This window comes from Solibacillus sp. FSL W8-0372, assembly GCF_037969735.1.
Lineage (GTDB): Bacteria > Bacillota > Bacilli > Bacillales_A > Planococcaceae > Solibacillus > Solibacillus faecavium.
This window is the reverse complement of record NZ_CP150204.1, coordinates 3,239,240-3,264,205: the sequence shown is the minus strand read 5'-3', so window position 1 is coordinate 3,264,205 and position 24,966 is coordinate 3,239,240. Positions and strand designations below refer to the sequence as shown.

General features: G+C 40.7%; 23 protein-coding genes. 20 read left to right on the top strand and 3 right to left on the bottom strand.

Annotated elements, in window-relative coordinates; translation table 11 throughout:
* The first annotated feature begins 14 nt into the window (after nt 1-14).
* The 9 genes from MKY13_RS16700 (at nt 15) to MKY13_RS16660 (ending at nt 11,966) form a co-directional block, all read left to right on the top strand.
* Nucleotides 15-1,556 (top strand): PucR family transcriptional regulator ligand-binding domain-containing protein, encoded by a 1,542-nt coding sequence (locus MKY13_RS16700; protein ID WP_339214032.1) that lies wholly within the window; start codon nt 15-17, stop codon nt 1,554-1,556.
* Nucleotides 1,557-1,725: 169 nt separating this feature from the next.
* Nucleotides 1,726-3,081 carry an aspartate aminotransferase family protein gene (locus MKY13_RS16695; protein WP_339214030.1) on the top strand — a complete coding sequence of 452 codons (1,356 nt, stop codon included), beginning with the start codon at nt 1,726-1,728 and terminating at the stop codon, nt 3,079-3,081.
* A gap of 15 nt (nt 3,082-3,096) precedes the next feature.
* Nucleotides 3,097-4,614 carry a CoA-acylating methylmalonate-semialdehyde dehydrogenase gene (locus MKY13_RS16690; protein WP_339214028.1) on the top strand — a complete coding sequence of 506 codons (1,518 nt, stop codon included), beginning with the start codon at nt 3,097-3,099 and terminating at the stop codon, nt 4,612-4,614.
* A 692-nt stretch (nt 4,615-5,306) separates the two neighbouring features.
* On the top strand, nt 5,307-6,704 hold the full coding sequence (hydA, locus tag MKY13_RS16685; protein WP_339214026.1) for a dihydropyrimidinase: 1,398 nt from the start codon (nt 5,307-5,309) through the stop codon (nt 6,702-6,704).
* Between the two features lie 183 nt (nt 6,705-6,887).
* Nucleotides 6,888-8,225: an NAD(P)-dependent oxidoreductase gene (locus MKY13_RS16680; protein ID WP_339214024.1), complete on the top strand. Its 1,338-nt coding sequence runs from the start codon at nt 6,888-6,890 to the stop codon at nt 8,223-8,225.
* Between the two features lie 11 nt (nt 8,226-8,236).
* Nucleotides 8,237-9,520, top strand: a complete 1,284-nt coding sequence (gene preA / locus MKY13_RS16675; RefSeq protein WP_339214022.1) for an NAD-dependent dihydropyrimidine dehydrogenase subunit PreA — start codon at nt 8,237-8,239, stop codon at nt 9,518-9,520.
* Between the two features lie 118 nt (nt 9,521-9,638).
* The gene (locus tag MKY13_RS16670; RefSeq protein WP_339214020.1) at nt 9,639-11,120 is read left to right on the top strand and encodes an NCS1 family transporter; all 1,482 of its coding nucleotides are present in this window, start codon (nt 9,639-9,641) and stop codon (nt 11,118-11,120) included.
* A 19-nt stretch (nt 11,121-11,139) separates the two neighbouring features.
* On the top strand, nt 11,140-11,352 hold the full coding sequence (locus MKY13_RS16665; RefSeq protein ID WP_339214018.1) for a hypothetical protein: 213 nt from the start codon (nt 11,140-11,142) through the stop codon (nt 11,350-11,352).
* 158 nt (nt 11,353-11,510) lie between these two features.
* The gene (locus MKY13_RS16660; protein ID WP_339214016.1) at nt 11,511-11,966 is read left to right on the top strand and encodes a nucleotide-binding protein; all 456 of its coding nucleotides are present in this window, start codon (nt 11,511-11,513) and stop codon (nt 11,964-11,966) included.
* A gap of 238 nt (nt 11,967-12,204) precedes the next feature.
* Here the strand turns inward: MKY13_RS16660 and MKY13_RS16655 are convergent, their stop codons facing one another.
* On the bottom strand, nt 12,205-13,074 hold the full coding sequence (locus MKY13_RS16655) for a helix-turn-helix transcriptional regulator (protein WP_339214014.1): 870 nt from the start codon (nt 13,072-13,074) through the stop codon (nt 12,205-12,207).
* 192 nt (nt 13,075-13,266) lie between these two features.
* Between MKY13_RS16655 and MKY13_RS16650 the strand changes: the two genes are divergently transcribed.
* The gene (locus MKY13_RS16650) at nt 13,267-13,767 is read left to right on the top strand and encodes a hypothetical protein (protein ID WP_191699563.1); all 501 of its coding nucleotides are present in this window, start codon (nt 13,267-13,269) and stop codon (nt 13,765-13,767) included.
* 16 nt (nt 13,768-13,783) lie between these two features.
* Nucleotides 13,784-14,056, top strand: a complete 273-nt coding sequence (locus tag MKY13_RS16645; protein ID WP_191699564.1) for a hypothetical protein — start codon at nt 13,784-13,786, stop codon at nt 14,054-14,056.
* 121 nt (nt 14,057-14,177) lie between these two features.
* On the opposite strand, the gene MKY13_RS16640 is transcribed toward MKY13_RS16645, so the two are convergent.
* Complete coding sequence (locus tag MKY13_RS16640) at nt 14,178-14,354, bottom strand: hypothetical protein (RefSeq protein WP_008406370.1); 177 nt, start codon at nt 14,352-14,354, stop codon at nt 14,178-14,180.
* Between the two features lie 177 nt (nt 14,355-14,531).
* Entirely contained in the window at nt 14,532-15,143 is a 612-nt protein-coding gene (locus MKY13_RS16635; RefSeq protein ID WP_339214011.1) for a spore coat protein, read from the bottom strand.
* Nucleotides 15,144-15,238: 95 nt separating this feature from the next.
* Between MKY13_RS16635 and MKY13_RS16630 the strand changes: the two genes are divergently transcribed.
* From MKY13_RS16630 to eno, 9 genes are all read left to right on the top strand, one after another.
* A complete protein-coding gene (locus MKY13_RS16630; protein ID WP_339214009.1) occupies nt 15,239-15,826 on the top strand; it encodes a LemA family protein in 588 nt (195 codons plus the stop codon).
* A gap of 33 nt (nt 15,827-15,859) precedes the next feature.
* Nucleotides 15,860-16,639 (top strand): TPM domain-containing protein, encoded by a 780-nt coding sequence (locus MKY13_RS16625; RefSeq protein WP_339214007.1) that lies wholly within the window; start codon nt 15,860-15,862, stop codon nt 16,637-16,639.
* Between the two features lie 310 nt (nt 16,640-16,949).
* Nucleotides 16,950-17,183 carry a glutaredoxin family protein gene (locus MKY13_RS16620; RefSeq protein WP_339214005.1) on the top strand — a complete coding sequence of 78 codons (234 nt, stop codon included), beginning with the start codon at nt 16,950-16,952 and terminating at the stop codon, nt 17,181-17,183.
* 170 nt (nt 17,184-17,353) lie between these two features.
* Nucleotides 17,354-18,382, top strand: coding sequence for a sugar-binding domain-containing protein (locus MKY13_RS16615; protein WP_339214003.1), 1,029 nt, complete (start codon nt 17,354-17,356; stop codon nt 18,380-18,382).
* Between the two features lie 66 nt (nt 18,383-18,448).
* Nucleotides 18,449-19,462 carry a type I glyceraldehyde-3-phosphate dehydrogenase gene (gene gap, locus MKY13_RS16610; protein ID WP_339214001.1) on the top strand — a complete coding sequence of 338 codons (1,014 nt, stop codon included), beginning with the start codon at nt 18,449-18,451 and terminating at the stop codon, nt 19,460-19,462.
* Between the two features lie 342 nt (nt 19,463-19,804).
* Nucleotides 19,805-20,989, top strand: a complete 1,185-nt coding sequence (locus MKY13_RS16605; RefSeq protein WP_339213999.1) for a phosphoglycerate kinase — start codon at nt 19,805-19,807, stop codon at nt 20,987-20,989.
* Between the two features lie 102 nt (nt 20,990-21,091).
* Entirely contained in the window at nt 21,092-21,853 is a 762-nt protein-coding gene (gene tpiA, locus MKY13_RS16600) for a triose-phosphate isomerase (RefSeq protein ID WP_191699571.1), read from the top strand.
* Nucleotides 21,846-23,387 (top strand): 2,3-bisphosphoglycerate-independent phosphoglycerate mutase, encoded by a 1,542-nt coding sequence (gene gpmI, locus MKY13_RS16595; protein ID WP_191699572.1) that lies wholly within the window; start codon nt 21,846-21,848, stop codon nt 23,385-23,387. Before tpiA ends, gpmI begins: the two co-directional genes overlap by 8 nt.
* A 74-nt stretch (nt 23,388-23,461) precedes the next feature.
* The gene (gene eno, locus MKY13_RS16590; protein WP_191699573.1) at nt 23,462-24,754 is read left to right on the top strand and encodes a phosphopyruvate hydratase; all 1,293 of its coding nucleotides are present in this window, start codon (nt 23,462-23,464) and stop codon (nt 24,752-24,754) included.
* Nucleotides 24,755-24,966: the final 212 nt, after the last annotated feature.

Genomic DNA, 24,966 nt, shown 5'->3' with positions numbered 1-24,966 from the left:
AGAGGAGGCTGCCTATGATAACTGTAAAAGAAGTTCTAAATCGAAAATACTTTGAATCTGCCAAAGTTGTTGCAGGTCAATCAGGGTTAAATCATGCGATAAAATGGATACATATATTGGAAGTTATCGATGTGAAGCAGTTAATAACAGGTAATGAGCTTATTTTGACAACAGGCGTTATTTTAAAGGATAACGAGCAAGGTTTTTTAAACTTTGTCCAGCAGCTTAGCGATTTGGAAGTTGCGGGACTGTGTATCGAACTCGGTATGTATATTCAGGTCGTACCGGAAAGTGTCGTTAATTTAGCGAATAGTCTGGATTTTCCGCTCATTGTGTTTCAGGAAATCGTGCCGTTTATCGGGATTACGCAGGATTTGCATACAGCAATTATCCATCAGCAATACGATATACTGAGGCAGCTGGAGGATTATTCCCAAAAAATAAACAACTATGTTTTAAAGGTGAATGACAAAGCGAAGATTCTGCAGTATATGCAAAAATATTTAAACGTGAATACTTATTTTGAAGTGAATAAAGGGACAAGTCTCGCAATCCCGGATAAAAAGATTGAAAATTATAAATATTTCATCAATAGACTGAACAGTAAGAATAAGGCAAGTCTTGAAATGACGTTATTTGATCAAGTGTATGGTACGGTCCATATCTATTCTGAGAAAAGGGAAATTACTGAATTGGATTTATTAATTTTGGATCGCACAGTCGTTACTTTGTCTCAGTTTGTTTTAAGAGATTTATATATTGAGGAAAAGCTTGAAAGTGAAAACCGTAAATTTTTTGAAAAGTGGCTGGAAGGTGAAAACAGTGATGATGAAATGCGTTATTTTATTGAAGAGTCAGAGCAGAAGCTAAAGCAAAACGGCTGGATGGTTATGATTCATCAGATGCGAAGAAAAAATATTATAAAGGATTTAACGAATTATAAAATCAATCTTCGGCAGGCTTTGCAAAAGGAAGGCTTTTATACTTTTATTGTAGAGCAGTCGCAGTATTTAATTTTTATATTGAATGATTTGGGGCCAGAAGATACGTATAAAGAACGTATGAAGCGCGCGATGAATGAACTGATCAATCAGTACAGGCTGGATACGCTCATTGCGGTAGGGAAATATGTATCTCATTACAATGAATTGAAGGAAAGTTATCAAACTGCTCAGGAGACGCTTCAAATACGGATGACGAATATGGAGCTTTCGTATTTCTATGATGAGTTGCTACTTTATCATATGGTAAAGGTTCTGCAAAACAACAATAGTTTAATGCAAGCGGCAAAGGAAAAGATTGAAAAGCTCAGTCAGTATGACAGTAAGCACAACACGAATTTAATTCAAACGTTGGATATATATTTTCAGTGTAATGGATTGAAAAAGGAAACGGCCGAAAAATTATTTATTGTGCGTCAAACGCTGTATCACCGTCTTGAAAAAGTGGAACAAATTATTGGCAATGATTTTATGAATTACGAAAATCGTTTATGTATAGAACTCATGTTATTAATGACAAAGCATAATTATTATGAGGGGATGAAAGTCACCTAATATCGCTGGCCGGACTATACAAAAACGTTATATTAACCTACTAATGATGAACCAACTAATTACCTTAATGTGAAGTGAGTGCAAAAAATCATTTTACATAATGTATAGTGCCCTCGTAAGTGCGATAAGCGAAAATAGAGGTAAGTTCAGAAATTTAGGAGGGAAATGCATGAGCCAATACGTAGAGTATAACTGGAAGGCAAATGACGAAAAGCATGTGTGGCATTCGATGAAGCCTTATAACCCGGACGCGACGTTTATAGTGGAAAGAGCGGAAGGGGCTTGGTTAACGGACATCGATGGCAATAAATATTTGGATGCGATGGCAGGGCTATGGTGTACGAATATTGGCTATGGGCGCAAGGAAATTGCAGAAGTAGCCTATGAGCAGATGCTTAAAAATTCCTATACGCCACTCACATATGGGCATACTCCGTCCATCTTACTTAGCCAAAAAATTAGCGAGCTGCTTGGCGATGAATATGTCGTTTTCTACTCCAACAGTGGTTCGGAAGCAAATGAAGTTGCATTTAAAGTAGTACGACAATACCATCAGCAAAAAGGTGAAACGAATCGTTATAAAATTGTGTCCCGCTATCGTGCCTACCACGGCAATACGATGGGTGCTCTAGCAGCAACAGGCCAGGCACAGCGTAAATATAAATATGAGCCACTTGCTCCAGGGTTTTTGCATGTAGCACCACCTGACCAATACCGTAATCCGGAAGAAATGCAGGGTGAAGATCCAACGACATTGCCAAGTGTGAAAAACTTGGATCAGGTAATGACGTGGGAAATGTCGGAAACGATTGCCGCTGTTATTATGGAGCCTATCATTACGGGGGGTGGGGTGATCGTCCCGAATGAGGCTTATTTGCAAGGTGTCCAGGAAGTATGCAAAAAGCACGGTGCGTTACTCATTATTGATGAGGTTATTTGCGGATTTGGGCGAACGGGGAAAGCATTTGGATTCCAAAACTACGGAATTAAGCCGGATATCGTTACGATGGCAAAGGGGCTGACAAGTGCCTATATGCCATTATCGGCTACTGCCATCCGTCGTGAAATATATGAGCAGTTTATAGCTGAAGGAGATTACGAGTTTTTACGTCATGTAAACACATTCGGTGGTTCACCGGTAGCTTGTGCGGTTGCGTTGAAAAACATTGAAATTATGGAGCGTGAAAATTTATTTGATCAATCCACTATGCTTGGGGAATCGCTCAAGGAAACGTTAGCGGAACATTTACAAGATCATCCTTATGTTGGGGATATTCGAGGAAAAGGTTTATTAATCGGCATTGAGCTTGTGGAAAATAAAGAAACGAAAACGCCACTTGATATTAACAAGGTCAATGCGGTTATTGGCTATTGTAAGCAAAAGGGTGTCATTATCGGTAAAAATGGTGTGACAGTAGCGGACTTCAATAATGTATTAACACTTTCACCACCGCTTTCCATTACGTTAGAGGAAAAGGACTTTATTGCAACGACATTGATAGAGGCATTAAACAGCATTAAATAGAGGAGGACATTCATAATGACAGAAGCAGTTTCGGTAAAAAGATTAACGCATTTTATAAATGGGGAATTAGTCGAGGGGAAAAGCAGGAGCTATTCAAAGGTCTATAATCCGTCTACCGGCGAAGTGATTGCTGAAGTACCGATTGCAACAGCCGAGGAAACACGTGAAGCTATTGCAGCGGCAAAAGCGGCATTTCCTGCGTGGAGAGATTTATCTGTTGCGAAGCGAGCTGAAGTTTTAATGCGCTTCCGCTATTTAATTACGGAAAATATGGAGCAGCTGTTGGATATCATTTGTACGGAAAGCGGTAAAACGTTGGAAGATGCGCGCGGTGAAGTGACGCGGGCATTGGAGTCTGTTGATCTGGCAATCGGGGCTCCTCACCTTGTGAAGGGGGAGTATTCGGTCAATGTCGGCGGTCAAATTAATGCCTACTCGGCGAAGTATCCTTTAGGTGTCGTAGCTGCTATTTCTCCGTTTAACTTTCCAATCATGGTACCGCTGGCGCAAACGTCAATGGCGATTGCTGTAGGGAATGCTGTTATTTTAAAAGCTTCTGAAAAGGTGCCGATGACTTCGCTGTTTGTAAGTGAGCTATGGAAAAAGGCTGGCTTGCCGGATGGTATTTGGACAGTAGTAAACGGCAGCAAGGAAGCAGTAAATGAGCTTTTGGAAAACCCGACTGTGCAGGCGATTTCATTTGTTGGATCAACGCCGGTTGCGAAATATATTTACGAAACGGGTGCTAAATACGGTAAGCGTGTCACTGCACTTGGTGGTGGAAAAAATAATATGGTTGTTATGCCGGACGCAGATTTAGAGCAAGTGGCGAACGCATTTATCGGTGCTGCATATGGCGCGGCTTCCCAGCGTTGTATGGCGATTTCTACAATTGTGCCGGTTGGTGAAGAAACAGCTGATAGATTAGTAGCAATTTTGAAAGACAAAATCAGCAAATTGAAAGTAGGCAGCTACACAGAGGAAGGTACGGATTTTGGACCGGTCATTTCGAAGGAGTCCAAAGAAAGTATTTTAAAAGCGATCGATTTAGCTGAGCAGCAGGGTGCGACGGTTGTGAATGACGGTCGTGAATTGGATATTGTGAAAAACTCGGAAGGCTTCTTCGTAGGTCCTACACTATTGGACAATGTGACAAAGGAGATGGATATTTGTGATCAGGAAGTGTTCGGACCGGCTCGAAATGTTGTGCGCGTAGGTTCGCTTTCTGAGGCGATTGATTTCATTAACGACCAGGAGCTGGCAAACGGTGTAACGATCTTTACGAATGATGGTGCTGCTGCGCGTAAATTTACAACGGAAATTGATGTCGGCATGGTCGGTGTTAATGTGCCGATTCCTATCCCAGTAGGCTATCATAACTTTGCCGGCTTTAAAGGATCACGCTTTGGTGAAGGGCATATGTTTGGTCCGGATCAGGCGCGATTCTTTACAAAGACGAAAACGGTATCCGAGCGCTGGCCGGAGACAACAGAAACGACGGCATCGACATTCGCGTTTCCGAGTAATAACTAAGTTAATATGCAAAAACAGCTTGATTCCGGAAAAGGGGGATCAGGCTGTTTTTTATGTAGTGGGCGGCGGTTTGGTTTGGCTTTTATTAGAACATTGGTGGTGGATATTAGAAAATGTGGTCAGGATATTAGAAGGTTGAAAGGGGATATTAGAAGATTGCGGACTTATTTTAGAACATTCAAAGGATTTATTAGAAAATCGTAAATATATTAGAACAAATAAAAATATATTAGAAGATTTCTAAGTTTATTAGAAAATCCCTCGAATGTCATACTTAAATTCTAGGTTTAAATCCCGAATTAGCACTTATTGTGTCAGAAAATGTCACATGAAAACCTGTTTTCACGTTAACTTTTTACGTTATGTCCAAAAAGATTATTGGAAAAATTACCTTTTGTATATTAATTTTTAGTCGAGCATCGAGTAAAGTTAAGTGTATGAAGGGGAAATGTACCTTTTAGAAGTTTATTTAAATTATTTAAAATAATTAGATATTATGTTACGAAAAGTAACATATAATAATATATATATTTAATTATATGCTTTATAAAAGTTAAATATGCATAAATAGCAATTTTAATAGCGTAGTTGCGGCTTAAATTTATTGAAAATTCAGATTAAAATGTAAGGTATGGTTACATCGGTTCTTTCTAGAACTTAGCTAAATTACTAGAAAAATAGGAGGGTTTACTATGAAAAAGATCATTACTGGGGGAACAATTGTTACGGCTACAGATACGTATAAAGGTGATGTGCTGATTGAGGATGGCGTGATTAAGCAGATTGCGGCAAGTATCGAAGACGTGGATGCAGAAATTATTGATGCTACAGGGAAGCTTTTATTTCCGGGTGGTATTGACCCTCATACCCATTTGGACATGCCGTTTAACAATACGGTAACAGATGATGATTGGCAATCAGGTACCATTGCAGCAGCATTTGGTGGAACGACGACAATTATTGATTTTTGTATTAGTGCAGGCTCTCCGACATTGATGGATGCGATTGATACTTGGCATGGCAAGGCGAAGGACAAGGCCGTGATCGACTATGGCTTCCACTTGATGATTGGTGATTTAAATGAACAGCGCTTAAAAGAATTACCGGAAGCACTAGAACGGGGCGGGATTAGCTCGATCAAAGTGTTTTTAGCATATGCAAAGGAATTCCAGGCGACGGATCGTACGTTATTCCAGGCGTTTAAAGTCGGGAAGCAATTAGGTGCAACGGTTATGGTGCATTGTGAAAATGGGTCTGTTATTGATGAGCTGGTGGAAGAGGCAAAGGCAAATGGGCAGACGGAGCCGATTTATCATGCGTTGACTCGTCCACCGGAAGTTGAAGGTGAAGCGACGAAGCGTGCGATTGAACTGGCAAACTTGGCTGGAGCACAACTGTATGTCGTGCATGTAACGTGTAAAGAAGCGGTAGATGAAATCATTTCGGCACGTAATAAAGGCTACAACGTGTTAGGTGAAACGTGCCCACCGTATTTAGTATTGGACCAAACGGCATTGGAAAAGCCGAACTTTGAAGGGGCAAAATATGTATGGTCTCCGCCGCTACGTCCAAAAGAGCATCAGGAAGTATTGTGGAATGCATTGAAATCGAAGCAGCTGCAAACGATTGGTTCGGACCAATGCTCGTTTAGCTTCAATGGCAAGAAAACATTAGGGAAGGATGACTTCTCAAAAATTCCGAACGGAGGACCATTTATTGAAGATCGCTTCTCCGTACTGTATTCGGAAGGCGTAGCAAAAGGCCGTATTTCGGAAAATGAGTTTGTCGATATGATTTCAACGCAGGCTGCGAAGATTTTCGGGCTGTTCCCTAAAAAAGGGACTATTGCGGTCGGTTCGGATGCGGATATCGTATTATTCGATCCAACAGTAAAACGGACAATCTCGGCAGAAACGCACCATATGAATGTGGATTACAACGCATTTGAAGGTTTGGAAGTGACGGGTGAGCCAACAAGTGTGCTCGTGCGCGGGGATTATGTAATTCAAGATAAAAAGTTCGTCGGCAAGCTTGGAAGTGGTGAGTATATTCGCCGCGAAGTGAAGAGTACCACTAAAGTAACTTCATAACAGATCATTTACGCTTTTGCGTAAATGCGTCCAGATTTTTTTGAGTTTACTCAAAAAACTTCCATTAAAAAATCTGTGACATCCGCTGGGGCTTATCTTCATTCAGCTGGTGGTTGGGGCATCGGCTGAATGAAGATATAATCTGCTGAAATAACAAATCAAACTGGAGAGGGTTGTTATGAAATGAGCAATAGTTTAGCGAAAAACTTTGAAGAGATATTTGGTGGTTTAACAACATATGCAGCAACCGTTGAAGCAAATCGATGTTTGTACTGCTATGATCCACCGTGTGTGCAAGCATGTCCGACAAGTATTAATATTCCGAGCTTTATTAAAAAAATTGCTTCGAATAATATGAAGGGCTCTGCGCGTGTCATTATGGAGGCGAATCCAGTAGGGGCAAGCTGTGCACGTGTATGTCCGACTATCGAGCTTTGTGAGGGTGCATGTGTACTTAACAGTGAAGAAAAGCCAATACAGATTGGCCATTTGCAGCGCTATGCAACAGACTGGCTTCGTGAAACCGATGTGAAGTTGTTTACACCGAAACCTGCAAACGGCAAGAAAATCGCGATTATCGGAAGTGGACCAGCTGGATTATCTGCTGCACGTGAACTGGCATTACTCGGATACGGTGTGACAATTTACGAAGCAGATGAAAAAGCAGGGGGCTTGAATTATTACGGTATCGTTTCATTCCGCCTACCTCAAGATGTTGTTGAGTGGGAAGTGCAGCAAGTACAAAACCTCGGTGTTGAAATTAAAACGAGTACAAAAATCGGGGAAGATGTATTAGTTGATGAACTGCTTGAGAATTATGACCGCATTATCGTAGCGGTTGGTATGGGGAAAGTACCGATGCTGAATATTGAGGGCGAACACTTAGAAGGTGTCTATGATGCGATTGATTTTGTAAAAGAGTCGAAAGCTTCGTTTACAGATAAAATGCTGGGCAAAAAAGCAGTTGTGATTGGTGCCGGTAATACGGCGATTGATGCAGCGACATGTTCAGTACGATTGGGTGCAGAACAAGTTCAGATCGTTTACCGCCGTACATCAAAAGAAATGACGGCTTATGACTTTGAATATGATTTTGCGAAGCAAGACGGTGTTGAATTTAGATGGTTATCGTTACCGAAGCGAGTGATTGGTGACGAAGCTGGCAAAGTAATCGGGTTGGAATGCATTAAGATGAAGCTTACGGAAATCGTAGGTGGAAAAGGTACGTTAACGGAGATTCCGGGGTCTGAATTTGTCATTGAAACGGATGCTGTTATTCGGGCAATTGGTCAAGCGAAGCAGTATGAGCTAATTGAGCATCTTGGGCTGGCGAATACTCGTGGAGTCATTGATGTAGAGATGAACAGCTTAAAGACATCGAATCCGAAAATCTACGCTTGTGGCGATGTAATTTACGGCAATGGGTACGGTGAAGCGACAGTTGTATCCGCGGCGCAGCAAGGGAAAGATTCGGCATACGCAATTCATTATGAACTAAATGCAAATTCAGAAATCGCATAGGGGGTATTCACATGGCTGATTTAAGTATAAATTTTGCTGGTATAAAGTCACCGAATCCATTTTGGTTGGCATCTGCACCACCGACAAACTCGGGTTATCAAGTTCAGCGAGCATTTGAAGCAGGCTGGGGCGGCGCTGTTTGGAAAACGTTGGGGGACCCTATTTTAAACGTTTCTTCCCGTTTTGCCGCTGTCAGTTTTAATGGTCAGAAGGTGGCAGGGTTTAACAACATTGAGTTAATCACGGATCGACCGCTCGAAGTGAACCTGAAGGAAATTTACGAAACGAAAAAACGTTTCCCGAATCATGCCATTATTGCCTCGTTAATGGTAGAGCCGAAAGCCGAAAAATGGCATGAAATTGTAAAAAAAGTGCAGGATGTCGGCGTGGATGGCTTCGAATTAAACTTTGGGTGCCCCCATGGAATGGCCGAGCGTGGCATGGGTGCCGCTTCAGGTCAGGTGCCGGAGCTGGTGGAAAAGCAGACGTTTTGGGCGAAGGAATATGCTCAAGTACCAGTCATTGTTAAGCTGACGCCGAATATTACTGATATTACGGTAACAGCTGAGGCAGCCATACGCGGTGGTGCTGACGCGATTAGTATGATTAATACAATCAATAGTTTGGCGGGCGTTGACTTAAACTCCTGGAATACAATTCCGCACGTTGGAAACAAAGGTGCTCATGGAGGCTATTGTGGTCCAGCGGTTAAGCCAATTGCGTTGAACATGGTTGGTGAATGTGCAAGAAATCCTTATATCAATGTACCGATTTCAGGTATTGGCGGTATTTCAAACTGGCAGGATGCTGCTGAGTTTATATTGATGGGTTCTACTAGCGTTCAGGTGTGTACAGCGGCGATGCATCATGGCTTTAGCATTGTAGAGGATATGATTGATGGTTTAAGCAATTATTTAGATGATAAAGGCTTGGCATCTGTTATGGATCTAGTTGGAAAGACGGTTCCAAGATATTCGGACTGGGGGGATTTGGACTTAAATTATAAAGTTGTTGCAGAAATCAATAATGATGTTTGCATTAACTGTAATAAGTGCCATATTGCGTGTGAAGATACATCGCATCAATGTATCGATCTGTATACGGAAGACGGTCGTCCGATGCTGAAAGTTCGCGAGGAAGATTGTGTAGGCTGTAACTTATGTTCAATTGTTTGTCCGGCAGAAGGTGCTATTACGATGAAGGAATTGGTGCCAACACAGCCACCAATGACATGGAATGAAAGACAGTCGTTGATTGCAGGATTCGCAGCGAACACTTCAACTATTGCAAGGTAGTTTAGTAGTAAATATTTTTAAAGGAATACATGTCAGCTTAGCAGCGTCGCATCGTGTGACAACGGCTGACTGACCCACGTTCTGTGGACCCAAAAATTGAATAATGAGAGGTGTAGCGATGTCCAATCCAAAAAGCTCGAGTAATAATTATTTGAAATCACCTGATTTACTTCCTGTCTCGCATGAGAATCGCAGTATTGGAGTGCTGGGCTTTGGTGTTATCTGGGTAGGGATGGCGATTGTACTGGCCGCCTTTGCGATCGGTGCCGGTGGGATTGTGAATTTGAGTATGCCGATGCTTATCCTTGCCACATTGGTCGGATCGATTTTAATCGGTATTTTTATGGTCATTATTGGCGATATCGGTGTAGAACACGGATTGTCGTTTCCGGTGTATATGCGTGCCCCTTTCGGAACGATTGGAACACATCTTCCTTCGTTTGCACGTGCATTTACGGCATCTTGCTGGTTTGGTATTAATACGTATTTCGGAGCCTTGGCGATCAATGGCATTTTGAATGTTATGTTTGGCTTTGACAACTGGTTTATTTGTTTCCTTGTCTTTGCGACATTGCAATTATTCAATGTATCGTTAGGGATTAAATCAATTGAGCGTTTCGCTGATTTTGCTGCACCGATCATTATCTTTATTTCGATTTGGATGTACTTACAATTATCGGCTGAAGCGAAGGAACAAGGAAAAGCGGTATGGTCTTGGGTGGAAGCACCGCAAACAGGTTTTGAACAGTTTACGGCATTTATGATTGTCGCGATGGCAATTATGGGCTTCTGGGCAACACTAGCTGCAGATATGCCGACACTTTCACGTCACTTCAAAGCACCGAAAAATGAGCGTAACTGGTTCAAGCGAAATAAAACACAATTACTAGGTTCACTTGTTGTTCAGCCAATTTTTAATACGCTGATGATTGTCATCGGTGCGGTATGTTATATGTCTACTGGTTCAGGTGACCCAATTAACGCACTTCAGCAGGCTGCAGGTGGAATTGTCCTTGTAATGTTATTATCGATGATCGTGCTCGCTCAATGGTCAACAAATACTTCCGCAAACGTTATTCCGGCTGCGACGATTTTCTCGAATATCGGCGGCCCGAAAGTACCGTTCTGGGTAGGTGTTGTCATTGCCGGTATTGTCGGAACGATTGTTCAACCGTGGAGCTTGTTTGATATTTTAAACAGCGTACTGCTTGTTGTCGGAGGTATCCTTTCTTCAATTGTTGGTATTTTATTCGCTGATTATTATTTAATTCGTAAGCGACGAGTAAATGTAAAGGATCTATATGAAACAGACGGTCAATATCAATATTTAAAAGGTGTCAATGTAGCGGGAATTATCGCTTGGGTACTTGGTGGGCTGATTGCGAATATTTGGCCATCATTTTCTTCACTAATCGGCTTCTTTGTAGGGGCGGCAATCTATTATGTGCTAGCGAAATTCTGGTGGTTCAAAAAGTATCCGCAAGCTGAAATTACGAATCCGAGTGATGAGGAGTATTTAGGCATTACAGCGGGACGTAGCTGGGAAATTGATGTGACGCCGGAACCGATTGGTGTTCAGCAAACTGCTTCTACAGATTAAATGTAAATGGGGTGCGACGATGTCAGAATATGAATTTGTGGCTAAGGAAATTTTACAGATTGATGAATTACTGGCCGATAATTTTATTTTTAAAAGCATTCATGAAAATTTAGAAGGTGCCTTTGTTACTTTTATAAATGAAGAAAGCAACGAAGAGCGTATGCTGCATATTAAAATGGCGGATACGCGAAAGTATTTCTCCAGTAAACTATTGGAACAATTAAGCAGTTGAAAAATTAGAGTGGCAGGCGCATTTCCATAAGGGATGCGCTTTTTTATTTCATTAAAAAACAAAGGCATATTTCGACATGAAAATACATATTGTGAAGAATGACAAGTGGATGCACCAGTTGAATCTAGAAAAATTTCTGATCGAAGTGGAGGGTTTTTATGAGTGGAGGAAAAGGAACATTTCAGAAATGGAGGAAGAAAGTCAACAAGAAGGTGACAACGCTTAGCAGTAAAACGTCTTTTGCGGTCGACCGGTCCAAACTGCGAAAACAAATCAACGGAATTGAAGAAGAGATCAAAGTGCTGAAACAGCAAATTGGGGAAATCGTCAATTTGAACCGCAATAGCCTGTTTTCAGTCAGCATGGTGAATTATCAGCTCGCACAAATTGAGGCGAAAGAAAATACAATTGCGCAACTGGTAAAAGATATTGAAGAATTAAATGAGCTCAGTAAATTAGCGGGTGTTGAAGAGGAGGAAATCATACTCGACCTGAAAGCAAAGCAACCGATTGACGATATTACGGCGTCCTATATATACAATTGCGCCAACTGTAATGAAGTCTACGATGAACCGAAAAAGTTTTGCGAGGAGTGTGGTTATAACATGGATTAAATGGGGCTGAAGGAATCTAGCCTTTAGCTCAAGGTGCAGGGGGTGAGCTAGCGAGAAGCGATACTATAAGTCACCTTAAAGGAGCGATCATAAGAAAATATACAGGGTTTTACATGGAGAGTTCCCCTAAATATGAGGTTTACGCAGATGGTAAAAAAGATGTTTTAATAAAATTCTATAACATTTAGCACAAACACTGATTAATAGCGTTTGTGCTTTTTGATGTGTTTATTGTTCATTAATCCACATTAGACCTTGAAAGGGTATATTGTTTAAACTCTTGCTGAATCAGTTCCCAATAGTATTGATCGTCGTAAAGCATCAATAACTGTTGAGCTTTTTTTAAGGGATGTTCAGGTTTTTTTTCCTGTAAATTAACTCTACAAATGGCTTCTCTTGAATAATGAAGCGACAAAATAGTATAACTCATCTTTTTTTTATCAGATTGAAGTGAATCTTCGATAATTGTAAGTGCCTTTGCATAATCTTTATTTTTTATAAGTATCAGGGAGAGGTTGATTTTAAATGCAATCTTTAGTCTTTCAGCATCATGAAAATCTTTATACATATCCAGTCTAGTTAATACTGTTTGTGTGAATTCAATCGCAATGTCTGCAGGAAATAAAAATAAAATGGTATTGATTATGCGGATATCATTTAAATACCACTGTTCGTATTTCGACATCTCTTTCCAAATAGGCTCCACTATATTTCGGGCTATATCAATATTTTTTGTATCATGAAGTTGTATAAATGCCTCACATATCAGGTAGATCTCCTCTATATCCTCGTCACGATGCTCTTGTAAAAAAAGGACTGTTTGTTGTTTTAATTTATGTAAACTCGCGATGTGATTGTAATCTAAAGAAAATAGACTATGAATAAGTTTTTGTTTCCGTCCGTAATTATAGTCATTCCGAATGTAATCAAATTCTTCCGCTGAAATATTCAAGCGTTGAAGTAATTGAAGGTATATGCTCGCGTCTACATCCCTTATTCCAGCCTCAAACTTAGAATAGGTACTTTGAGAAATAATATTACTCGCCACTTCCGCTTGGCTATATGTTTTATTCTTTCTAATACTTTTTAAATCTTTACCTAAATTCATTCCTATCCCTCCAATGAAATATTCCATATGGAATAATATGTTGTATAGTCCAGTATATCCTTTATAGTAGCTATAAGAAAGGTGGGGTTATGTAATGGAGTTAATACAAATCCTTGTTGATATTTGGATTATAGGTGGATGATTGTATTTAGGTTAAATTTTCATAATAAAATATAAAGGAGAGATTTAATAATGTATAGTAAAAATTTGAAGAAGATTGTTGCTTTGATGATGATGTCGTTTGTATTGTTGACTGGTGGAGTTGGGAATTCTTTTGCACAAGGGCCTACATATGATGAAAATGGATTTACTGAAAAGGACATTCAAATTAGTGAAGTAATAATGGAACACTTAGTATTCGATGAAAAGACAAAATTATTTACCTTAGTAAATGAAAATGAGTTAGGGAAAAAGTTGCAAGTAATATCTTCTGATGTTAGTTTAAGTGAAATAAAAAAAGATATCGATAATATAAATAATGCCATTGAAGATTTGGAAGTAGAAGCTGAAGGTGAGCTCGAATATGGTACTTATGCTAGTATGTGTGAAATCGCATTAGGTGTGCTAGGGTTATACCATGGTGTTCAAACTCAGGCAGCTATGTATATTTTAGGTGTAGCAAGTACACCTGCTTTAATTGCTGTTACAGCACTTACTGGAGCTATTTGGGTGGGAGGATCATTAATGTGTTAATAGGAGGTTGAACTAATTGGTTACAAAATACTTGGATCGTTACGCAATTTCGGTAAGTCTATTAGTATTGTTATTAATCCTTTCTCTAGTATTTACTGGCTTTTTTACTAGTAATGTAATGCCATATGCTTTTGCAGCTACTGTATTAGCTGGGACTAGCTTTTTCTTTGAATACTTATTCAACAAAGCTGGAAATGAAAGGCAAGAGAAAGGCAAGAAAATGTATTTTTATGTTATTCCAGCAAATATGATTATTTTTGTGGGTATTGTTTTACTCTTATTTAATTAATATTTTACAGCTTAATCCCTTTCTAAATTGGGGTTAAGCTGTTTTTTGTCATTAAAAAAGCTGGCTGTAAAGAACCTTAATGATTCTTTAAGCCAGCTGAAAGCAGATTATCCTGCTTTTATTACTTACGATGTTCTACAAGGTCAATTGCTCCTAATACAATATGGGCAAGGCCGAAACCGAAAATGGTATTGGCAAGCATCTTGTTTGTACCGATTTTTTGTTTCATTGCATACCCCGTTGCAGTTACAGCTGATCCAAGTACAGTCGGAATTAAACCTTCACGAATATTTTTCATAAAAGCCCCTCCTTCATCGTAGTAGGTGATACAACACCATTATTAGTGTTTGTTCGTTTAGGGAAGTATATTCTTTAATTTTTGCAAGTAAATATTGGATATCCGCAAAAAAAATGTATTATTATTAATTCAAAGCCAATAATTAATGGAAGAATTAATCGTATACTTTATTGGGGATTAGTTAGGCATATTTTTAGCTTGCTGTGCCTGCCCATACATATTGAGCATCGTATTCATATCCTGCTGCGAAAGTTGTGGTACTTGATAATACCCTTTTTTGTTTTGGTACAAAGAGATTTCGTAGGCCATCTCGATGCAGTTTGGTACAGAGTCCTGCAGTACACGACGTACAACTGGGTTTGTACACTCTAAAGCTGCAGCCGTTTTTCCTGCTGCTCCTGCTTTATGACAGCTTAGCATGAAGCTTGAAATGATATCGTCATTAATTTCGTTAGCAGAAGTAATTGGTTTTTTAGGCTCGCCTGGTTTTATACCGTAATTTGTATCATTGCCGATTTGCATATTGTAGCTGCGAGTTGGGTGCTTTGGATCGTGTCTTGTTTTGTAGGCTTCCATTGTAAGATTGTATTCATCAAGCATAAATGGGTATTGTCGATCCATAATAGATAGTAGCTCTGGGTCTTGAATTTGGTCACGTAATAAAACGTATTGATTTAATCCGCCGATCATAGCGCCTAGTACTTCATGAACATCCAGTAATTCATGAGCACCATGATTCATTGAAAATGGCATTTGGTTATCTTGTGATTGGGATGATTGGGTAAACATTCAGTAACCTCCATAATAAGAATTTCGTACGCTCTTATTGTGGATGTGAACATAAATTTTATACGCACTTTTTTACAAAGAGGGGATGAGAAAAAATGTATTCAAAAAATGAAAGAGGCAGTGCTAGTTTAATTACGGTCATTGCCATTATTGCGGTCATTGTCATTGCGGCAATGATTGTCGTGCCGAAATACAACAATTTAGTGACTGGGGAAGAAACGGTGGATGCAGCATGGGCGCAAGTGGAAAACCAGTTGCAGCGTCGATTTGATTTAGTACCGAATTTAGTGAATACGGTAAAAGGTTATGCGAAGCAGGAAGAGGAAATTTTTACTCAAATTGCCAATGCGCGTACACAATATGGCAATGCCAATACAGTTGGTGAGGCAGCGGAAGCGAACAATGATTTATCTTCGGCATTATCCCGATTATTAGTAGTCATTGAAAATTATCCGACTTTAAAATCGGATGTGCAGTTTACACGTTTAATGGATGAACTTGCTGGGACAGAAAATCGTTTGGCGGTAGCGCGTAAGGATTATAATGATACGGTTCAGCAATTCAATAATACTGTGCGTCGATTCCCTGGAAACTTAATCGCGGGCATGTTCAGCTTTGAGCAAAAAGATTACTTTGAAATTAAAGAAGGTGTGGAAGAAGCACCGGCTGTCGATTTTGATTAATAGAGGCGAAATTTCCAAAAAGGGGGGTTGCGTATGAGATGGATTGTCTCGCTTTTCATATTGTTCTTAGCTGTACCGCTTCAGGTGATGGCCGCTATACCGGAGAAGCCGGCTTATAATTCCTACGTATATGATTATGCGAATGTACTATCTGATGATGTGGAACAACAGCTGATTCAGTCCGCGAAAGCGTTGGAAGGTTCAACGGGCAATGTAATCGTCATGATGACCATTGATACGATCGGTGGATTGGATGCGTATGAATTTGGAACGGAAACGATTCGGCAATGGGGAATCGGTGGTGCGAACGAGAATAACGGGATGCTGATTTTTGCTACGACTGAGCAAGGTCCAGGGGAAAATGATGTATGGATTACGGTCGGCGGTGGGTTAGAGGGTGATTACCCAGATGGCAAGCTAGGCAGCATGATTGATGAATATATGTTTCCTTATTTAAAGAATGGGGATTATACGAGTGCTTTTGCGAATATTTTCTCTGTTTTTTATGAGGAAATGGGTGGTGAAGCAGGTGGGGCTGATTTAGTGAAGCCTGTTTCATCGGGTGATGATGACGGCATTTCCATTGGCTTTATTATTTTTATTATTATTCTTTACTACCTCATTACGAAGTTTGGCGGTGGCGGTGGTCCAGGTGGACGTAGACGTACTGCTCGACGTGTATACCGTAGCGGCGGATTCCCTGGTGCATTTGGCGGCGGTTTCGGCGGTAGAGGTGGCGGCTCTTCTGGCGGTGGATTTGGTGGCTTCGGCGGTGGCGGATCATTCGGCGGCGGGGCTGGCAGGAAGTTTTAGGTTTTAGGATGGGCATCTTACTCTTAAGGGGGTGAGGTGCTTTTTTTGTGGTGTGGTGTGCGGCAGGCGGTGGAGGTTTTCTAATAAATGTCCGGGATGTTCTAATATGTTTTGCGATTGTTCTAATAAAATGTTGATTTGCTAATAAAAGGGTCGGATGTTCAAATAAGTGGGGTTCATTTGCTAATAAGTGTTGTCAAAGTGCTAATATGTCAGCTGGAAGCGCTAATATGTTGCAAAGATTTTCTAATAAAAGCTTCCCCCATTTCTATTTTCCCCGGCTATAATAGTAAAAAAGGGAGGAAATACCATGATTATTAAATTTTATTCAAAACCGGACTGTGAGCTTTGTGTGGAAGGGCTTCATACGTTGAAAATAGTTCAGGAAGATATCGACTTTACAATTGAGCACTATAATATTGAGGAAGATGATGCAGTGCATGAGAAATATATGCTGATGATTCCTGTTGTTGAGCAGGATGGGGAAATTATTCAGTATGGACAGCTTGATTATGCAACGTTATATGAGGCGCTCGGAGATTGAGATGAGCGCCTTATTTTTGTTGAAAGACATAATTCCGACAAGTATATAAGTTGCAAAACAACATTATGCATTTTATAATAAAGACAGAAATTATTTTTTTTGTTCTAAGTGGGACTAAAAAATAATGCGCGGGACAAAACTTGTCCAATATAGTCGAGTAGGTGGTTTTTTTGACTGATGTTTCGTTTTTTGCAGCAGAGCGCAAACTAATGCCTGAAATCGATAGGCTCTTTCAAAAGAGGTTTCGAGTATTGCAGGCTTTAGCGACATTCGGACCGATTGGTAGGCGTGCTTTAGTCGAGCAGCTTCAGATGACAGAGCGTGATATTCGTAATGAAACAACCGTCCTCAGTGAGCAGCAATTGATTTCGATTCAGAAAAAGGGCATGATTTGTACGCCAAAAGGGTATGAAGTATTAGAACAGCTTTCCGAATTACATCGGGAGTTGTCAGGTATTGTGGCGATGGAACAACAGCTTAAAGAAATGTTCGGGATTGCACGCGTTATTATTGTGACGGGTGATGCGGAACAGGATATGACTGTAAAGCAACAGCTCGGTAAAGAAGCGGCACAGATGTTACAGCAACTCGCTAAAGGTAAAGATCAAATTGCTGTGACGGGCGGTAGCAGTGTTGCCTCGATGAAAGAGTATTTAACAGCAGGCACGGTGCTCGGTGATGCGAGTTTTATCGCAGCACGAGGCGGTATGGGTGACGAGATGACGTTCCAGGCGAATACGGTTGTTTCCAAGTTTGCTAAAAGGTGTGGCGCAAAATATCGTACTTTATTTTTACCGGAGCATTTAAGTGAGCAGGCTTATGAAGCGATGAAGGATGAGCCAATCATTAAAGAAATGATTGAACTATATGAGCAGGTAGATATTGTCGTTCATGGCATTGGAGCCGCTCAGGAAATGGCACTTCGTCGCAATAGCACATACGAGGAGCAGCAGCTGCTTGAACAAAAGGGAGCCGTTGCAGAAGCGTTTGGCTATTATTTCAATAAAAATGGCGATATTGTTCATCATTTACGTACAATTGGGATTCAGCTTGAGCATGTAAATAAGGCGCAACATGTCATTGCGATTGCGGCAGGCAGTAACAAGGCAGCTGCAATTCAGGCTTATTTCAAAAATGCAGTAAAGCAGACGATTTTAATTACGGATGAACAAACCGCAAATACAATTCTAGAAAGATAAGTTGTTTTTAAAAGTATGTCCATTACACATACTGTTTAAATAATAAATATATTGGAGGAATTTCACATGGTATTACAATTAGCAATTAATGGATTTGGTCGAATCGGACGTTTAGTATTCCGTGAAGCAATGAAGCACGAGGAATTTGAAGTTGTTGCAGTAAATGATTTAACAGATGCCGGACAGCTTGCACACTTATTGAAGTATGACTCAGTACATGGTGTATACGATGCAGATGTTCAGGCGGAAGATGATGCATTTATCGTAAACGGCAAACGCATTCAAGTGTATTCAGAAAAAGATCCTGCAAAATTACCATGGGGCGAAATTGGTGTGGATGTTGTTTTAGAATGTACGGGTAGATGGCGTTCAATGGAAGAAGTAGAGAAGCATATTCAAGCCGGTGCGAAAAAAGCGATTCTTTCAGCACCAGCAAAAGGCGATATGCCAACTTATGTTATGGGCGTAAACCATACTGATTATGACCCATCAGAGGATGTTATCTCGAACGCTTCTTGTACGACAAACTGTTTAGCACCGCTTGCAAAAGTATTGGATGAACAATTCGGTATTAAGCGCGGTATGATGACGACAATTCACTCGTATACAAATGACCAGCGTATCCTTGACTTCCCGCACTCAGACCCACGTCGTGCACGTGCTGGCGCGGTATCAATGATTCCGACAACTACGGGTGCGGCAGTAGCAGTATCGAAAGTATTGCCACAATTAAAAGGCAAACTGGACGGCTTCTCAATGCGTGTTCCTACACCGAACGTATCTTGTGTGGATTTAGTGGTGGAGCTGGATAAAGACGTAACAGCTGATTCAATCAATGCTGCATTAAAAGAGGCTTCAGAGGGTGACTTAAAAGGGATTCTTGCCTACAATGAATTGCCATTAGTATCGATTGATTATAACGGTAACCCGGCATCATCAACAATCGATGGTTTATCGACTATGGTAATGGAAAACCGTATGGCGAAAGTAGTTGCTTGGTATGACAATGAAATCGGTTATTCTACTCGATTAATGGATTTAGCGTTATATATCGCTGAGCAAGGAATCGATAAAAATTAATTGTGACATACTTTTTAAAGAATGAAGAAAATATGTGACATATTAATTAGAATTTGACATAAAAAGTATAGCCTTTAAAAGGTATAAACCTTATAATGTATAAGGGTAAAAGAGCGGCAGGGAATTACCCGACCGCTCTTTTTTGAATATAAGAAAATTGGGTACATACATATTGTTTGGGGATTTAAGCGCAATGATTCATCTTCGTCATAAATAATCGCGAATACGAGGGAAATCAGAGGCGACACAAGACAGCATTATTGAAGTTTGATACTATTTTAACTAACGAGTATACTATCCACACAATAATTTCACGATCGAATTTAAAGGAGGATTTTCTTTATGTTTTTAAAGAAGTCAATGAATGATGTAGATGTAAAAGGGAAGCGCGTATTTGTACGTGTTGATTTTAATGTACCGATGGAAGAGGGCAAAATTACGGATGAAACGCGTATTCGTGCAGCCGTTCCAACAATCGAGCAATTAGTGAAGAAGAGCGCAAAAGTTATTTTAGCTTCACACCTTGGTCGTCCAAAAGGTGAAGTAAATGAAGAGATGCGTTTGACAGCAGTAGGTGAACGTCTTTCTGAATTAATGGGCAAGCCTGTTACGAAGCTTGATGAATCAATTGGTGCAGATGTAGAAGCAGCGGTAAACAATATGCAAGACGGCGACATCATTCTTCTTGAAAACGTACGCTTCCATAAAGGCGAAGAGAAAAACGACGAGACATTGGCAAAAGAGTTTGCAAAATTAGCGGACCTTTACGTAAATGATGCATTTGGTGCAGCTCACCGTGCACACGCTTCAACAGAAGGTATTGCAAAGCATGTACCAGCTGTATCAGGTTTATTAATGGAAAAAGAATTAGACGTATTAGGGAAAGCTTTATCAAATCCGGAGCGTCCATTCACAGCGATTATTGGTGGCGCAAAAGTTAAAGATAAAATCGGTGTAATTGAAAACTTATTAGATAAAGTAGACCACCTCATTATCGGTGGCGGCTTAGTATTCACATTCGTAAAAGCAATGGGGCATGATATCGGGAAGTCATTGCTAGAAGAAGATAAAATCGAGTTGGCAAAAGGCTTTATCGAAAAAGCAAAAGAAAAAGGCGTTCAGCTGCACATGCCAGTTGATGCAGTCGTAGCAAACGAATTTTCAAAAGATGCTGACACTAAAGTAGTTGCAATCGATGCGATTCCTTCTGACTGGATGGGACTTGATATCGGACCGAAAACAGCCGAAAACTATGCAGAAGTTATTAAACAATCAAAATTAATTATTTGGAATGGACCAATGGGTGTGTTCGAAATGGAGAAATTTGCAAATGGTACAAAAACAGTAGCAGATGCAATGGCAACAACAGATGGCTACACAATTATCGGTGGCGGTGATTCAGCTGCAGCGGTAGAAAAATTTGAAGTAGCATCTAAAATGGACCATATTTCAACAGGCGGCGGTGCTTCATTAGAGTTAATGGAGGGTAAGGAATTACCGGGTATTGTTGCGTTAAACGATAAATAATTTATAGAGTAATTATTTGTGTCAACACTGACTCAAAGCGTCCGTCGTAGCGGAAAACAGTAAGTGTTAATGAACAAAATAATTAAAAACGGAGGGTTTTGTATGAGAAAACCGATCATAGCAGGAAACTGGAAAATGTATAAAACATTTGATGAGGCAGTGGACTTTGTGGAAGAGATTCAGCAAGACATCCCATCCCCTGATAAAGTGGATGCAGTCATTTGTGCACCAGCCCTATATTTACCGACGCTTGTCGTAGCATCAGAAGATTCAAGCCTGGCAATTGGCGCACAAAATATGCATTACGAAAATGAAGGGGCATTTACAGGTGAGATCAGTCCTGTGATGCTTGCCAATATTAATGTAGATTACGTTATTTTAGGGCATTCAGAGCGACGTGAAATGTTTAACGAAACAGATGAAGCGATTAACAAAAAAATTCGAGCAGCGCTTAGTCAAGGAATTGTACCGATTATTTGCTGTGGTGAAACGTTAGAAGAGCGTGAAGCGGAACAGACAGAGGCAAAGGTAGCACGACAAATTACAAAGGCGCTGGAAGGCTTTGCACCGATTGAGGTTGAACATATGGTCATTGCTTATGAGCCAATCTGGGCAATTGGAACAGGTAAAACGGCTACGGCTCAAGATGCTAATGTTGTATGCTGTGCAATTCGTTTAGCGATCGAAACGTTATATGGCAAAGATACTGCTAGAAAAGTACGTATTCAATACGGTGGCAGCGTAAAGCCTGAAAATATTAAAGAGTTATTAGCGCAAGAACATATTGATGGTGCCTTAGTAGGTGGAGCGAGCTTAGATCCGGCATCATTTATGAAGTTATTGGAGGCGGCAGCAAATGCCTAAACAACCTGTTGCATTAATTATTTTGGACGGCTTTGCTTTTCGTGATGAAGTAAAGGGAAATGCCGTTGCCCAAGCATATAAACCGAATTTCGATCGCTACTGGAATGTTTACCCGCACGCTACATTAACAGCGAGCGGGGAGGCTGTAGGTCTGCCAGAGGGCCAAATGGGGAACTCTGAAGTAGGTCACTTAAACATCGGTGCAGGGCGCATAGTTTATCAAAATCTTACACGTATCCATAAATCGATTCGTGAAGGTGATTTTTTCAGAAATAAAGCATTTTTAGCTGCTGTTGAACATGCAAAGGCTCATGGTTCAAAGCTGCATTTAATGGGGCTGCTTTCAGATGGTGGCGTACATAGTCACTATGAGCATCTGTTTGCCTTATTGAAATTAGCGAAGGCAAATAATCTGGAGGAAGTATATGTCCATGGCTTCCTCGATGGTCGTGATGTTGGTCCAACGACAGCGCTTAACTATATTCTTGAAACGGAAAAGCAGATGACGGAAATCGGTGTTGGGAAGTTTGCCTCGATTCATGGCCGCTACTATGCAATGGACCGAGATCGTCGCTGGGAGCGTGTCGCTTTGACATATAATGCCTTAGTCGATGGAGTTGGACAGACTGCTTCTTCTGCTACTGCTGGTGTAGAGTCTTCGTATGAGCGCGATCTTCATGATGAGTTCGTTGTTCCGTTTGTTGTGACAGAAGAAGGTAAGCCGGTCGCTACAATTGATACGAATGATGCGGTAATCTTTTTCAACTTCCGTCCGGACCGTGCGATTCAATTGTCGCAAGTGTTTACAAGTGAAAATTGTGATGGCATTCCGTTATCACAAAACCATCCACAAAACTTAAAATTTGTTTCTTTCACACATTATAGTGAAGATGTCGTATCTGAAGTTGCCTATGAGAATGACAACCTTGTAAAAACACTTGGTGAGGTCATTTCAAGAGCAGGCAAAACACAGCTACGCATTGCGGAAACGGAAAAGTATCCGCATGTCACGTTCTTTATGAGTGGAGGTCGTGAAGTTACATTTGTAGGGGAAGAGCGTATTTTAATCGCTTCTCCGAAAGTAGCGACATACGATTTGAAGCCTGAAATGAGTGCTTATGAAGTGACAGATGCTTTATTGAATGCCATTGCAGAGGATAAATTTGATGCCATTATTTTAAATTTTGCCAATCCAGATATGGTAGGGCATTCAGGCATGCTGGAGCCAACGATTAAAGCGATTGAAGCGGTCGATGAGTGCTTAGGTAAAATCGTCGATGCGATCGCAGAAAAAGGAGGCCATGCGATTATTACTGCAGACCATGGCAACTCGGATGAAGTTGTGACATTGGATAATCAGCCGATGACAGCCCATACGACAAACCCAGTGCCGGTCATTGTGACAAAGCCTGGTGTGATGCTTTATGAAGATGGGATTTTAGCAGATTTAGCACCTACTATGCTGGATTTGCTTGGAATTGACCAACCTGCCGAAATGACAGGGAAATCGTTAGTTATGCCAAGCGAGAAGTAAATCGCGCGGTTAATTATATCGCTTGTCATTGTGCAAGCACCTAATAAATTTATTGACAGAGGAGATTTTTTATTATGCCATTCATTACTCAAGTATACGCTCGTGAAGTATTAGACTCTCGCGGTAACCCAACAGTAGAGGTAGAAGTATTCACAGAATCAGGTGCATTTGGTCGTGCGATCGTGCCATCTGGTGCATCAACTGGTGAATATGAAGCAGTGGAATTACGTGACGGAGATAAAGGCCGCTACTTAGGTAAAGGTGTTGAAAAAGCGGTAGAAAACGTAAACACAATTATCGCTGAAGAATTAGAAGGTCAATATTCTGTATTGGACCAAGTTGTAATCGACCAAGCGTTAATCGAACTTGACGGAACAGACAACAAAGGTAAATTAGGTGCAAACGCAATTTTAGGTGTTTCTATGGCTGTAGCACATGCAGCAGCTGATTACTTAGATATTCCTTTATATCAATATTTAGGTGGATTCAATTCAAAACAATTACCATTGCCAATGATGAACATCATCAACGGTGGTGAACATGCAGACAACAACGTAGACATTCAGGAATTCATGGTAATGCCAGTAGGTGCGAAATCATTTAAAGAAGCATTACGTATGGGTACTGAAGTTTTCCATAACTTAAAAGCAGTTTTAAAAGGTAAAGGCTACAACACAGCAGTAGGTGACGAAGGTGGTTTCGCGCCAAATTTAAGCTCAAACGAAGAAGCGATCACTGTTATTATTGAAGCAGTTGAAAAAGCTGGCTACAAAATGGGCGATGATATCCGTATCGCGCTTGACGTAGCTTCTTCTGAGCTTTACAACAAAGAAACAGGCAAATACGTTTTAGCTGGTGAAGGCGTAGAAAAAACTTCTGAAGAAATGGTTGCTTGGTACGAGGAGTTAACTTCTAAATACCCAATCATCTCAATTGAAGACGGCTTAGACGAAAATGACTGGGCTGGCCATAAGCTATTAACAGAGCGTATCGGTGACCGCGTACAATTAGTAGGTGACGATCTGTTCGTAACAAATACTGAGAAATTATCTCGTGGTATTGAAGAGGGTGTTGGCAATGCGATTTTAATTAAAGTAAACCAAATCGGTACTTTAACTGAAACGTTTGAAGCGATTGAAATGGCGAAACGCGCTGGCTATACGGCAGTAATTTCTCACCGTTCAGGCGAATCAGAAGACAACACAATTGCTGATATTGCAGTTGCAACAAATGCGGGTCAAATTAAAACGGGCGCACCATCTCGTACAGACCGCGTTGCGAAGTACAACCAATTATTACGCATTGAAGATCAATTAGGCGACACTAGCCGTTTTGAAGGGTTAAAGTCTTTCTATAATATTAAATAATGAATGAGTTGAGGCCGGGACAGTTGGTTGTCCCGGCCTTTTTAATAATTAGATAACCATGAACCGTTGATTTCCATTCTGGGACCGATGCTTTCCCCGGGCACGGCTCCAGCTAACTAAATTGTGCCAAGGGCGGCAGGCACAATTTAGTGGATCTTCCGCGCGCGCGGTTCCCGGTGGAGTCACGGTCCCTCCATTCCAATCAACTTATT

Excerpts from the sequence above, each read along its gene's own strand:
- MKY13_RS16700 (WP_339214032.1), top strand. The coding sequence starts at position 15 with ATGATAACTGTAAAAGAAGTTCTAAATCGAAAATACTTTGAATCTGCC.
- MKY13_RS16695 (WP_339214030.1), top strand. The coding sequence starts at position 1,726 with ATGAGCCAATACGTAGAGTATAACTGGAAGGCAAATGACGAAAAGCAT.
- MKY13_RS16690 (WP_339214028.1), top strand. The coding sequence starts at position 3,097 with ATGACAGAAGCAGTTTCGGTAAAAAGATTAACGCATTTTATAAATGGG.
- hydA (WP_339214026.1), top strand. The coding sequence starts at position 5,307 with ATGAAAAAGATCATTACTGGGGGAACAATTGTTACGGCTACAGATACG.
- MKY13_RS16680 (WP_339214024.1), top strand. The coding sequence starts at position 6,888 with ATGAGCAATAGTTTAGCGAAAAACTTTGAAGAGATATTTGGTGGTTTA.
- preA (WP_339214022.1), top strand. The coding sequence starts at position 8,237 with ATGGCTGATTTAAGTATAAATTTTGCTGGTATAAAGTCACCGAATCCA.
- MKY13_RS16670 (WP_339214020.1), top strand. The coding sequence starts at position 9,639 with ATGTCCAATCCAAAAAGCTCGAGTAATAATTATTTGAAATCACCTGAT.
- MKY13_RS16665 (WP_339214018.1), top strand. The coding sequence starts at position 11,140 with ATGTCAGAATATGAATTTGTGGCTAAGGAAATTTTACAGATTGATGAA.
- MKY13_RS16660 (WP_339214016.1), top strand. The coding sequence starts at position 11,511 with ATGAGTGGAGGAAAAGGAACATTTCAGAAATGGAGGAAGAAAGTCAAC.
- MKY13_RS16655 (WP_339214014.1), bottom strand. The coding sequence starts at position 13,074 with ATGAATTTAGGTAAAGATTTAAAAAGTATTAGAAAGAATAAAACATAT.
- MKY13_RS16650 (WP_191699563.1), top strand. The coding sequence starts at position 13,267 with ATGTATAGTAAAAATTTGAAGAAGATTGTTGCTTTGATGATGATGTCG.
- MKY13_RS16640 (WP_008406370.1), bottom strand. The coding sequence starts at position 14,354 with ATGAAAAATATTCGTGAAGGTTTAATTCCGACTGTACTTGGATCAGCT.
- MKY13_RS16635 (WP_339214011.1), bottom strand. The coding sequence starts at position 15,143 with ATGTTTACCCAATCATCCCAATCACAAGATAACCAAATGCCATTTTCA.
- MKY13_RS16630 (WP_339214009.1), top strand. The coding sequence starts at position 15,239 with ATGTATTCAAAAAATGAAAGAGGCAGTGCTAGTTTAATTACGGTCATT.
- MKY13_RS16625 (WP_339214007.1), top strand. The coding sequence starts at position 15,860 with ATGAGATGGATTGTCTCGCTTTTCATATTGTTCTTAGCTGTACCGCTT.
- MKY13_RS16620 (WP_339214005.1), top strand. The coding sequence starts at position 16,950 with ATGATTATTAAATTTTATTCAAAACCGGACTGTGAGCTTTGTGTGGAA.
- gap (WP_339214001.1), top strand. The coding sequence starts at position 18,449 with ATGGTATTACAATTAGCAATTAATGGATTTGGTCGAATCGGACGTTTA.
- MKY13_RS16605 (WP_339213999.1), top strand. The coding sequence starts at position 19,805 with ATGTTTTTAAAGAAGTCAATGAATGATGTAGATGTAAAAGGGAAGCGC.
- tpiA (WP_191699571.1), top strand. The coding sequence starts at position 21,092 with ATGAGAAAACCGATCATAGCAGGAAACTGGAAAATGTATAAAACATTT.
- gpmI (WP_191699572.1), top strand. The coding sequence starts at position 21,846 with ATGCCTAAACAACCTGTTGCATTAATTATTTTGGACGGCTTTGCTTTT.
- eno (WP_191699573.1), top strand. The coding sequence starts at position 23,462 with ATGCCATTCATTACTCAAGTATACGCTCGTGAAGTATTAGACTCTCGC.